We start from the raw sequence: 11765 nt of genomic DNA, 5'->3' as shown, positions 1-11765 counted from the left end.
GTCTTGTCCGGATTTGTCGACGGGCGTGTAACAGCGGTTAGGGGACGGACCGGGCGCGGGAAACCCCCGGTCATGAACCACAACACCCCGCTCTCCCACTCCCCCCGCCCCCTCCGCCACCTGGCCGACGTACAGCGACGGGTCCTCACCACCGCCCAGCTGCGCGCCCACGGCGTGAGCACCGCCGACACGAACGAGCAGTGCCGGCCCGGCGGCCCCTGGCAGCAGATCCTCCCGGGCGTCTTCCTCCTCCACCCCGGCCCACCCACCTCCGAGGAACGGCTGCACGCGACCCTGCTGTACGCCACCCGCTCCCCCGTGCCCGGCCCGGCGACCGCCGTCCCCACCCAGCCGGGCGCCGAGGAACCCCACGGCCAACAGCCGTACACGGATGCGCTGATCACGGGCCTGGCGGCCCTCACCCTGCACGGCTTCACCTCGGCCCCGCCGTTGCTCTCCCTCCACAAGATCGACGTCCTGGTCCCCCGCCTGCGCCGCCTCCGCTCGACCGGCTTCGCCCGCATCGTCCGTACGCCGTCCCTCCCGACCCCCTTGCACGTCACCGGAGTCCCGGTCGCGCCCGTCCCCCGCGCCCTCGCCGACGCGGTCACGGACCTCGCCGACGCGGGCGCCGTACGCCGGCTGCTGACGGAGGCGGTACGCGGCGGCCACTGCGAACCGGCCTCGGTCGTTCGGGAGTTGACCCAGGCCAAGCTGCTGAGCCGCCCGCACGTGGTGGACGCGGTGGACTCGCTGCTCGCCGAGGGCCGCGCGATCGCCGAGGACCGGCTCTACCGGATGGTCCGCGAGTACGGCCTCCCCGATCCGGTGTGGAACGTGGACCTCCGCCTGCCGGGCGGCCCCCATCTCGGCGGCCTGGACGCCTACTGGCCGGAGCAGGCGGTCGCGGTGGAGCTGGACACCCGCGCCCCCCGCCAGGACGAGGACGCCCTCTGGTCCGAGTACGCCCGCAAGCGCGAGCACCTGGAACGCCTGGGCATCACCGTCGTCTACATCACCCCCAAGAAGCTCCGCGACGCGATGGAACAGCAAGCCACCGTCGTCCGCACGGCGTTGATGGCCTCGAACGACCGCGAACCGGCGGCGTATGTCGTGGTGCTGCCCCGGTAGTGACGGACCGGGCGGTATCAGGAGGGGAGAGAAGGGGCCCGCGAGACCGTCGTCTCGGGGCCCCTTCTCACATGGCGCGGGTATCACGCACATGGCGCGGGACGGCGGAGTCCTGGCGTTGTCAGTGGCCGCCTCTACTGTGGGCGCGAACTGGATCCACGACCGCACGACTCCGCGACGAGAGACAGGAAGGTCACGTCCCATGACGACCCTGCCCGATCGGCCGAACACCGCGCTGCTCATCATCGACGTCCAGAACGGGGTGGTGGAAAGCTCCCACAACCGCGACGACGTGATCGCGAACATCAACACCCTGGTGGACAGGGCCCGTTCGGAGGACGTGCCCGTGGTGTGGGTGCAGCACTCCGACGAGCACCTCCCGCGGGACAGCGAGGCCTGGCAGTACGTCAAGGAGCTGGTCCGCTCTCCTTCGGAGCCCCTCGTCCACAAGCTCTACGGCGACTCCTTCGAGGCCACCGACCTGGAGTCGCTGCTCGCCGAACGGAGCGTCGGCCGCCTCGTCGTCACGGGCGCCCAGACCGACGCGTGCATACGCTCGACCCTCCACGGCGCCTTCACCCGCGGATACGACGCCACCCTGGTCGGCGACGCCCACACCACGGAGGACCTCACCGAGTACGGCGCACCGAGCCCGGAGAAGGTGATCGCGCACACCAACCTCTACTGGGACTTCCAGAAGGCACCCGGCCGCCGCGGTGGCACGGTCAGCACGGCGGACGTGACCTTCACTCCGGCCGAGTCGGACTGACCCCGGAGAGCCGGGCCCGCACGGTCTTCCCGTCGGATCAAGCCGCTGAGGAGCGTCCGCCCGGCCGCGCCTCCCGGGCCCGTCCTCGTCATGCGGAGTGATCCTCGCCAGCACCCTCTTCGCGCACTGAAGAGCCGGGGGTTCAGCCCTTCTTCAGGACCAGCTCCGTGTTGCGGTCCCCCGACGTCCCCGACAGGTCCGTACGAGCCCCGGGTGTGTTGAAGGAGATCTCGCGGTAGAGCGCCGCCAGGCCCGTCTGGGTCAGGTCGCCGAAGTCCGTGGCGTGCGGGGCCGCGGACTCGATGAGCGTGGTGAACAGGGACAGCGTGCCGTCCTTGTTGTCCACCAGCTCGATCACGCGGGCGAGTTGGGGGTAGTCGACGTGGGAGGCGGTGGAGATCTCCCAGAAGGAGCGGTTGCCGGGGGCGGCGTGCGGGATGATCTCGTTCTTGTGGGTGTGGCCGTTCACCCAGGCCAGGACGTTGGCGAAGCTCGCCAGCAGGGCCACCATCTCCTCGCCCCCGTGGCGCTTCTCCCCCGGATGCGCGGGGTCGGGGACCCGGTTGCGCATCGTCTTGCTGGTGTGGTGGCTGAAGACGACGACGTAGGAGTCCTTGTTCTCGCGCAGCGTCCTCTCCAGCCAGCGGAGCTGGGCCGTGCCGACGGAGCCCTCGTAGTGGCCGCCGGGGTCGGTGGTGTCGAGGCTGACGCCGATGACGTCCTCGGCGATGCGGAAGGTGTAGTACTGGGTGCCCGCGGCGAGGTTCGCGGAGGAGTAGCCGTGGCCGATGGGGCCCGGGCCCGTGTACGCCGGGTCGAGGTGCGCCCGGAGGTACTCGGCGGGGGTGAAGGGGGCGCGCGACTCGTCGGGCGTGACCGAGCGCATCTGCCGGGTGTGCGCCTTGAGCAGGTCCCTGTACTCCGTGCCCTTCGGGCTGCTGGCGTTCTTGATGGACTTCTGCAGGGCGGCACACTCCGCCGCGGGCAGCGACATCAGCTTCTTGCCGCCGACGGCGAAGTCGGTGAGGTACGAGTCACCGCGCGACCCGTAGCAGCCCAGCGGCAGGGCGTCGTGGTTGCCGACCGTGGAGTACCAGGGCAGCTTCAGGCCGGGACTGCGCAGCTCGCGGATCGCCGCCTCCAGGAAGCCTTCGATGCGCGGGAAACCGAGCTGCTTGTCGGCGTCGCGGAGGGCCGCGTCGGGCTGCCAGTACGTCTTGAGGCCGCTGGACTGAACGCCCTCGTAGTGGCGCGGGTCCCCGCTGTTGGGGCTGATGCGGCCGCCGCTCATGACCTTCAGGAACCACTCCAGCTCTGTCTTGGAGTTGTTGTCCGTGTTGTCGCCCGTGGTCATGACGAAGTGCAGCGGGGAGCCGGTGACGGGGGCTCCCCGCAGCGAGTTGACCCGCTCGACGAGCGAGACGGCGCCCGCAACGGTCAGGGTCTCGTGCGGCCGCCAGGCGCTCTTGTTCTGGGCCCGCAGGTACTCCAGCCGCAGCGGGTGCTGGGCGTCGATCAGGTGCAGGTCGGTGAGCTGCACGAACGCGGCGAGCGTGGTGTGCCGATCCGCTCGGCCCGACTTGGCGGCGGCCAGCTCGTCCCGCACGACCCGTTTCCAGCCGGGGCCGTCGCCGAGCCGCCGGAACCCGGAGCCGGAGCGTGGGGCGGCGACGCTGTGCAGGGTGGTGCCGCGCGTGTACGGGGCCAGGGCCGCGGGTGCCGACGGGCGCACCACAGCCGCCTTGGCCTTGGCGTCCGCGATGGAGTCGGCGACGGGTGCCTGGCCCGGGGTGGTGGCGGCGTGTGCCGGGGAGTCCGGGCGCAGGGCGAAGCCGATCCCCGCGGAGAGGGACACCGCTCCCGTGGCGGCGAGGAGGCTGCGGCGGTTGAGGGCGGGTACGGCGGCGGCGACAGAGCGTATGCGCGACATGGCGCGGTCTCCCCGAGTGCGAACGCGTCGGCAGTGGTCGCGGGGCGTTCGTGTCGCGAACCCCGCTCACACTGGATCGTTGGCACCGGGGGTGACCTGCGCGTTAACTGGGCGGCAACGGGCAACACCGATCACCGTACGTGGATCTTGGACTACCCTGCGCGCCCACGGAGCCTCGCCGAACGGCCGGAATGCGGTCACTCCGTGTTCATCTCGCGGGGTAGTGAACCTAGTTCTGGGCCCGCGCGTCACGGGTTGGGCCCGCGCGTCACGGGTTGGGCCCTCACGTCACGGGTTGGGCCCTCACGTCACGGGTTGGGCCCTCACGTCACGGGTTGGCCCGGCCCGCAACTATCTGGAACTGCTCACCACCGCCCCCGACCGGATCCGCCACTGCGCCCACGACGCGTGCGCCCTGCACTTCTTCGACATCTCGCGGAACGGCACCCGCCGCTGGTGCTCGATGGCGGCGTGCGGCAACCGTGCGAAGGCGTCCCGCCACTACGCGCGCACGAAGGAGAGCTGAGCCTTCGCGCATGTCACTCCATACACCGGCATAACCGGCGTGACGCATGGCGGAATTGCGCCATGGCTCCGTGCCGTCACGGTCAACTCTCCCCAAACAACTGTCCCTTAGGCAAAGCTGAGCGGTCGTCCGGGTTCACATACCGGACTGATGCGATCGCGTCCCGAGTGCCCATCGGAACCGGTCGCTCCGCGCTCGCTCCTTTACCTACAAGGGATGCAGATGACTTCCGACCCTCAGCGCGCTCCGATATCGGGCGCGAGACGCGTGGCCCGCACAGCTGTGGCCGCGGGCCTGGTGGCCGCGCTCTCCGCGGCCGGGCCGATACCCATGGCCTTCTCCGCGAACGCGCACGCGGGCACCGGCACGGACGCCACGGCGGCCGACCCCGGCACCAAGTCCGCCGCCGCCAAGCTCGGTTCGTCCGACGCCGGCCTCCTCGCCGAGGCCAAGGCCAACCGCGACAAGAACGTCACGATGATGATCGCCACCGCTCCCGGCCAGACCGAACAGGTCGCCAAGGAGCTGGACGCGGTCAAGGGCGGCTCCGTGGGCCGCACGTACGACGAGCTCGGTTACGTCCGGGCGACCGTCCCCACCGGCAGGGCCGACTCGGCCATCGCCGCCGCCGCGAAGCTTTCCTCGGTGCACGGGATCGACCTGCGCCAGGAGATCGCGCTGGACGACCCGACGCCGAGCGCCGACACCGCCAAGGGTGCCGACAACGCCTCCACGGGCGCCACTTACCCGGCTCCCGGCAAGAACACCCCCGCCGAGAACCCGTACAACCCGTCCTTCGAGACGGGCGCCGTCGACTTCGTGGAGGACCACCCGAAGGCGGACGGGCGGGGCATCACCATCGGCATCCTCGACTCCGGTGTCGACCTGGGCCACCCCGCGCTGCGGAAGACGACCACCGGCGAGCGCAAGATCGTCGACTGGGTGACCGCCACCGACCCGATCGTGGACGGCGACGCGACCTGGCGCCCGATGGTCACCGCCGTGTCCGGGCCTACCTTCACCTACGACGGCAAGACCTGGAAGGCGCCGGCGGGCTCGTACGCGATCAGCACCTTCCGGGAGTCCGCGACCACGGGCGGCGACGCCAAGGGCGACGCGAACCGGGACGGCGACACCACCGACACCTGGGGCGTCCTGTACGACGCCGCGGCCGGCACGGCCACCGTCGACCTGAACAACAACAACGACTTCACCGACGACAGCGCGATGAAGCCGTACAAGGACGGCTACCAGATCGGCTACTTCGGGACCGACAACCCGTCGACCGACGTCGTCGAGCGCCAGCCGTTCGTCGTGGAGATCCGCAAGGACGTCCCGATGGACCCGTACGGCGGCGACTGGATCGGCAAGACGTCCGACTTCGTCAACATCGGCGTCATCGAATCCGAGCACGGCACCCATGTCGCGGGCATCACCGCCGCGCACGGCCTGTTCGGCGGCAAGATGAACGGCGCCGCCCCCGGCGCGAAGATCGTCTCCTCGCGCGCCTGCACCTGGACCGGCGGCTGCACCAACGTCGCGCTCACCGAGGGCATGATCGACCTCGTGACGAAGCGCGGCGTGGACATCGTCAACATGTCCATCGGCGGTCTGCCCGCGCTCAACGACGGCAACAACGCGCGCGCCGAGCTCTACACGCGTCTCATCGACACCTACGGCGTCCAGCTGGTGATCTCCGCGGGCAACTCCGGCCCCGGTGCCAACACCATCGGCGACCCGAGCCTGGCCGACAAGGTCATCTCCGTCGGCGCGACCATCTCCAAGGCGACCTGGGCCGCCAACTACGGCTCGGCCGTGGAGAAGAAGTACGCGATGATGCCCTTCTCCTCGCGCGGTCCGCGTGAGGACGGCGGCTTCACGCCGACCCTGTCCGCGCCGGGTGCCTCGATCAACACCACCCAGACCTGGCTGCCCGGCGGCCCGGTCGCCGAGGCGGGCTACTCGCTGCCGGCCGGCTACTCGATGCTGCAGGGTACGTCGATGGCCTCACCGCAGGCGGCGGGTGCTTCGGCGCTGCTGCTGAGCGCCGCCAAGCAGCAGGGCATCGAGCTGAAGCCCGCCACCCTGCGCACGGCGCTCACCTCGACCGCCGGTCACATCACGGGTGTTCAGGCGTACGAGGAAGGCGCGGGCCTCATCGACATCGAAGACGCCTGGGACTCCGTCAAGGACGGCGCCACCGCCCACGCATACACGGTCAAGGCGCCGGTCGACACCGCGATCGACTTCGCACTGAAGACGCCGGGCTTCGGCACGGGCGTCTACGACCGCGAGGGCGGCCTCAAGGCCGGTCAGAGCAAGACGTACGCGGTGACGATCACCCGCACGTCGGGCGCCGACCGCGCGATCCGCCACGAGCTGCACCTCGAGAACAACAAGAGCGACACGTTCCGCATCGTGGGCTCCGACGAGGTCTCGCTGCCGCTGAACAAGCCGGTCACCGTGAAGATCGCCGCCAAGCCGTCCTCGGCCGGCCTCAAGAGCGCGATCCTGGAGGTCGACGACCCGACGACCGAGGGCATCGACAAGCAGATCCTGTCGACGGTCGTCGTCTCGGCCCCCGTCACGTACACGTTCTCCGCGGCGGGTTCGGTGCAGCGCAACAGCAGCCAGTCGTACTTCGTCACGGTCCCCGAGGGCGCCAAGTCCCTGGAGGTCGCGATCGGCGGGCTCAAGGACAAGAGCCAGACCCGCTTCATCGCGATCCACCCGTACGGAGTTCCGGTCGACACCACCGGCACGCCGTTCTGCTACAACAACTACCTGGACGGCAACGGCTGCAAGCCCGACGTGCGTTCGTACGCGGACCCGCAGGCCGGTGTCTGGGAGATCGAGGTCGAGTCGCGCCGTACGTCGCCGCTGCTCGACAACCCGTACAAGCTGGACGTCGCCGTGCTCGGCGCGACCTTCGACCCGGAGGTCGTGACCGTGCCCGAGGCCAAGGTCGGCACCCCGGCCGCCGCCTCCTGGAAGGTGACGAACACCTACGCCGCGCTGGACGGCACGTTGAAGGGCGGCCCGCTCGGTTCCTCGAAGAACGCGCGGCCGACCATCGCGGACGGCGCGACGCAGACCACCACGGTCGAGGTGCCCGCGGGCGCCGAGTCGCTGGACGTCGTCATCGGCAACGTCTCGGACCAGGCCGCTGACCTCGACCTTGTGGTGAGGAACGCCGCCGGAACAGAGGTCGGCTCGTCCGCGGACGGCGACTCGGAGGAGGCGGTCTCCGTCGCCAAGCCCGCCGCCGGGACGTACACCATCGAGGTCGTGGGCTACTCGGTCCCGGCGGGCTCGACCGCGTACGACTACCAGGACGTGTTCTTCTCCTCCGCGCTCGGCACGGTCACGGTCGACGGGTCGGCGCCGGTGAAGCTCGGCACGGGTGACTCGGCGACGGTGTCCGGCTCGGTCACCGCGGCGGCCGCGGCGCCCGAGGGGCGCGAGTTCTTCGGCCAGGTCCAGCTGGTGAACGCGCGCGGCACGGTCGCGGGCATCGGCAGCGTGAAGATCGAGAAGGTTACGCCGTAACTTCGGTTCGTACGGTGATGGGGCGGGCGTCCGGACAACGGGCGCCCGCCCTTTCCTTTCTCCATCACATGTCTCATTCACAGGCGAGGCCTCGGGACTGGGGCAGCGCCTTGAGGATCCACGCTCGTTCGCGGGCGATGTCCTTCTCCCGGGTGCTCCAGATGTCGGGCGACGCCGCGTTGCGCGGGATGCCGACCAGGACGTGGTCGCCCTTGCGCAGCCGCGGGTCGACGTCCTCGTTCATCACGAAGGTGACCTGGTCCTTCCCCTTGTCCGGCTTGTAGTAGCGGGCCACGTCGAGGGTGATCCGGTCCTGCGCGACGCCCGGCACCGGCTCGACCTCGGCGACCGTGCCCTCGGCGATGAGCCGGGAGCAGGCGATGTAGCCGGGGGCACTGAGCGAGGATTCCGCGCCCCCCGTCCTGTCCGCGCTGCCCGCATCCTTGTTGTCGCTGTCCGCCCTGGCCGACGACGCGGTGTCGTCCCCCCCGCCGACCCCGCTGTGCGCGATGAGCCAGCTCATGCCGACGACCATCGACGCCACCACGGCCACCGCGAAGGTACCGAGGGCGACGGCGAGGGCGTCGGGGCGCCTGAAGCGCTTCCTCGGGCCGGCTGACGGACGCCGGTTCCTGGGCTTCCTGGCCCCTCTGGGCCTCCTGGGCTTCCTCGCTGTGCGGGCGACGGGTTCACCGGTCTCCGTACTGTCCGCGAGCGCGTCCCCGATGAGCGTCAGCTGCTCCTTCAGCAGGGCCACGTCAGCCAGCGCCGATCCGTGCTCGGCCATGAACGCGGCGTCGTCCTGGACCTCCTCGGGCAGCGGCTCGTCCGTGATCGCGGCCAGCAGCGCGTCCACACCTTCGTACTCGGCCACGTCACACCACCTCGTCCTCGTGCAGGCGGGCGCGCAGGGCGCGCACCGCCGTGTGCAGCCTGCTCTTCACCGTGCCCTCCGGGATGCCGAGCTCCTTGGCGATCCCGCGTACGGAGAGATCGGCGTAGAAACGCAGGACGAGGACCTGGCGCTGGGCGTCGGGCAGTTCGTCCAGGCCCTGGGCCACGGCGAGCGAGAGCACGCTGGAGTCCTCGTCGGAGGGATGCTCCAACTGCCGCAGCGACGCCAGCCGTTCACCGAGCCGCTCCTGGCGGCGCTTGGCCCGGTGCCAGTCCATCGCCAGGTTCGAGGCGACGACCGCCGCCCACGCGGACACGTCGCGCGGCGCCTCGTCCCCCTTCGCCGCGCGCTCCAGCAACCGCAGGCGGACCTGCTGCACCCCGTCCGGCAGGTCCGCCTGCGGTACGCCACCGAGCGCGAGCACCGCCCGCACCCGGCGCTCCTGGGCCGCGTCCAGGGGGTCGTCCGCCCACTCGCCCACCCCCGGCGCGCGGCGCACCTTTCTGCGCAGCACAGCCACCCCTCCCCTCCCGCGTTTCCTCTACGACGCCGGGGCGGGCCGAAAGGTTCGGCCCACGTCGGCGGGATCTTCCGGACTCCCTGCCTCCGCCGCGCCCCGCAAGGGAGCGCACCGCACTGTGAGCTGTCCCACTTCGTGAGCTCTGGCCGCAAAGGATTGGACAGGCGGGCCCGGGTGAGACGCATGATGGACAGGCTTGACTACGTCATACGTATGCAAAAGGGAGTCGCCGTGAGGGTCGGAATCGTCGGAGCCACCGGTCAGGTCGGCACGGTCATGCGCAGGATCCTGGTCGAGCGGGAGTTCCCGGTCACCGAGCTGCGTCTGTTCGCCTCGGCCCGTTCGGCCGGGACGGTGCTCGACGGTGTGACGGTGGAGGACGCTTCGACGGCGGACTACTCGGGCCTGGACATCGTCCTCTTCTCCGCAGGCGGTGCCACGTCCAGGGCGCTGGCCGAGAAGGTCGCCTCGCAGGGCGCGGTCGTGATCGACAACTCGTCGGCCTGGCGCAAGGACCCCGAGGTCCCCCTGGTGGTCTCCGAGGTGAACCCGCACGCGATCGCCGACCGCCCCAAGGGCATCATCGCCAACCCGAACTGCACGACGATGGCCGCGATGCCGGTCCTGAAGCCGCTGCACGAGGAGGCGGGCCTGAAGGCCCTGGTCGTCGCCACTTACCAGGCCGTCTCCGGCTCGGGTCTCGCGGGCGTGGCCGAGCTGCACGGCCAGGCGCTGAAGGTCGTCGCCGACGCCGACAAGCTCACCCACGACGGTGAGGCGGTCGACTTCCCCGAGCCGCACGTCTACAAGCGCCCCATCGCCTTCAACGTGCTGCCCTTCGCCGGCAACCTCGTCGACGACGGCCTGAACGAGACCGACGAGGAGCAGAAGCTCCGCAACGAGTCCCGCAAGATCCTGGAGATCCCCGCCCTGAAGGTCTCCGGCACCTGCGTGCGCGTCCCGGTCTTCTCGGGCCACTCCCTCCAGGTGAACGCCCGCTTCGCGCGTCCGATCACGGCCGAGCGCGCCACGGAACTCCTGGCCGGTGCCCCGGGTGTCGCCCTCTCCGACATCCCGACGCCCCTCCAGGCCGCCGGCAAGGACGCCTCGTACGTCGGCCGCATCCGCACCGACGAGACGGTCGAGCACGGCCTCGCCCTCTTCATCTCCAACGACAACCTCCGCAAGGGCGCCGCGCTGAACGCGGTGCAGATCGCGGAGCTGGTGGCGGCGGAGCTGAGCGCGTAACGGACGTACGAAGAGGGGGCGCCCACCGTTGAACCGGTGGGCGCCCCCTCTTCGTGTTCAGAGCGCCAGGTGTCGTCGCAGCGCCAGGTCGATCTCGGCCATGCGCTGTCGCGGGAGCGCACCGATCGGCCTCAGAAGCCTTTCCAGGGCCAGAGCACGCACTTGCTCGCACTGCACCTTGGAGTCCTTCAGGAGACCCGCCTCCCCGGCGGGAAGCAGTACCTGGAACGGGTAGACGCGCGACGTGTTCGTCGTCAGCGGCACCAGCGTGACCACGCCTCGCCCGATCCGCTCCACCGCCTCGTTGGCGGCGTCGTTCGACACGATCACCGCCGGCCGCGCTTTGCTGGCCTCACTGCCGCGCACCGGTTCGTAGTCGACCAAGTAGATGTCACCGCGCTTCATCGAGCAGCCCGTCACCCGAGAACTGGTCCCAGAACTCCGCGTCCTCGCTGCCGTCCCACTCGGCGAAGGCCTCCGCGTACTCCTCCACCAGCTGCGCTTGCCGCAACAGCTCGATAGCGGCGTGTATCACGGCCGACCGCGAGTCGGCATCGGTACGCGCGGCGTACTCGTCGACGAAGCTGACGTCCTCCTGCGGCAGGCTCACACTGATCTTCATACCCTCACGATAGCAGAGTATGACCTGCATGGGCTACCAATCGTACTACCGTTGAGTCGCTAAACCTTGCGCACCTCATAGAGGAAGCACCCGTACTCCACCGCCCTGACATGCACCAACGCCACCTCCGGATCGGCGAACGCCTCCGCGAAGGCCGCGTCGAAGGCGTCGCGGTCCGCCACGAGCAGGCCGCCCAGAATGTGCCCCTCGGAGGAGTAGCGGCGGACCGTGCGGTGGGCGTTGGTGAACGGGTAGCCGCTCCCGGCCGGACCGGCGCACTCCTCGGCATGAAGGAAGACCGGCCCCTGCTCGTCGTACGCGCCCGGGTCAGCGCCCGTCTCGGCCGCCCAGCGGCGCAGCGGGGCGTAGGAGACGAGGGCGATGCGCTCCCCCGGTTCGCTGCGGCGCAGGCAGCAACGGAGCGGGGCGCCGCCCTCGGCGTCCACGAACGGACGGCAGGCGCGGCCCGCGTCATCGGTGTCGCGGAGTTCCTTCAGAGCCCTCGGTTCGATGGGGCGTGCGGTGTACGTCGTAGTCTCCGTCGTCATGCGTCCAGGCTCGCGCCCGCGCGGGCC

Annotated in this window: 10 protein-coding genes and 1 pseudogene; 5 read left to right on the top strand and 6 right to left on the bottom strand. The window is 70.4% G+C overall.

The features are described 5' to 3' along the window. The first annotated feature begins 72 nt into the window (after positions 1-72). Both C4B68_RS26535 and C4B68_RS26530 read left to right on the top strand, forming a co-directional pair. A complete protein-coding gene (locus C4B68_RS26535; protein WP_099499300.1) occupies positions 73-1131 on the top strand; it encodes a hypothetical protein in 1059 nt (352 codons plus the stop codon). A gap of 202 nt (positions 1132-1333) precedes the next feature. After that, the gene (locus C4B68_RS26530) at positions 1334-1900 is read left to right on the top strand and encodes an isochorismatase family protein (protein ID WP_099499301.1); all 567 of its coding nucleotides are present in this window, start codon (positions 1334-1336) and stop codon (positions 1898-1900) included. Between the two features lie 142 nt (positions 1901-2042). Here C4B68_RS26530 and C4B68_RS26525 read toward each other — a convergent pair whose 3' ends face one another. Further along, complete coding sequence (locus C4B68_RS26525; protein ID WP_099499302.1) at positions 2043-3830, bottom strand: TIGR03767 family metallophosphoesterase; 1788 nt, start codon at positions 3828-3830, stop codon at positions 2043-2045. Between the two features lie 343 nt (positions 3831-4173). Between C4B68_RS26525 and C4B68_RS26520 the strand changes: the two are divergent. After that, positions 4174-4356 (top strand): annotated as a pseudogene (locus C4B68_RS26520) (CGNR zinc finger domain-containing protein); the annotation flags it as partial. Positions 4357-4578: 222 nt separating this feature from the next. Then, entirely contained in the window at positions 4579-7905 is a 3327-nt protein-coding gene (locus C4B68_RS26515) for a S8 family serine peptidase (protein WP_099499303.1), read from the top strand. 73 nt (positions 7906-7978) lie between these two features. On the opposite strand, the gene C4B68_RS26510 is transcribed toward C4B68_RS26515, so the two are convergent. Both C4B68_RS26510 and C4B68_RS26505 read right to left on the bottom strand, forming a co-directional pair. After that, positions 7979-8779 carry a hypothetical protein gene (locus C4B68_RS26510; RefSeq protein ID WP_099499304.1) on the bottom strand — a complete coding sequence of 267 codons (801 nt, stop codon included), beginning with the start codon at positions 8777-8779 and terminating at the stop codon, positions 7979-7981. Between the two features lies 1 nt (position 8780). Next, the gene (locus tag C4B68_RS26505; protein WP_180289162.1) at positions 8781-9320 is read right to left on the bottom strand and encodes a sigma-70 family RNA polymerase sigma factor; all 540 of its coding nucleotides are present in this window, start codon (positions 9318-9320) and stop codon (positions 8781-8783) included. Between the two features lie 231 nt (positions 9321-9551). On the opposite strand from C4B68_RS26505, the gene C4B68_RS26500 reads away from it, so the two are divergent. Continuing rightward, positions 9552-10568, top strand: coding sequence for an aspartate-semialdehyde dehydrogenase (locus C4B68_RS26500; RefSeq protein WP_099499516.1), 1017 nt, complete (start codon positions 9552-9554; stop codon positions 10566-10568). A 57-nt stretch (positions 10569-10625) separates the two neighbouring features. Here the strand turns inward: C4B68_RS26500 and C4B68_RS26495 are convergent, their stop codons facing one another. Genes C4B68_RS26495 through C4B68_RS26485 form a run of 3 tightly spaced genes read right to left on the bottom strand, consistent with a single transcriptional unit; the run spans position 10626 to position 11738 of the window. Continuing rightward, positions 10626-10952 (bottom strand): type II toxin-antitoxin system PemK/MazF family toxin, encoded by a 327-nt coding sequence (locus tag C4B68_RS26495; protein ID WP_276311601.1) that lies wholly within the window; start codon positions 10950-10952, stop codon positions 10626-10628. Positions 10953-10959: 7 nt separating this feature from the next. Then, entirely contained in the window at positions 10960-11190 is a 231-nt protein-coding gene (locus C4B68_RS26490) for a ribbon-helix-helix domain-containing protein (protein WP_099499517.1), read from the bottom strand. Positions 11191-11249: 59 nt separating this feature from the next. Further along, positions 11250-11738 (bottom strand): DUF1203 domain-containing protein, encoded by a 489-nt coding sequence (locus C4B68_RS26485; RefSeq protein WP_099499307.1) that lies wholly within the window; start codon positions 11736-11738, stop codon positions 11250-11252. Between the last annotated feature and the right edge of the window lie 27 nt (positions 11739-11765).

Source organism: Streptomyces dengpaensis, assembly GCF_002946835.1.
Lineage (GTDB): Bacteria > Actinomycetota > Actinomycetes > Streptomycetales > Streptomycetaceae > Streptomyces > Streptomyces dengpaensis.
The sequence above is the reverse complement of the archived record's forward strand: the minus strand, read 5'-3'. Positions and strand labels throughout refer to the sequence as shown.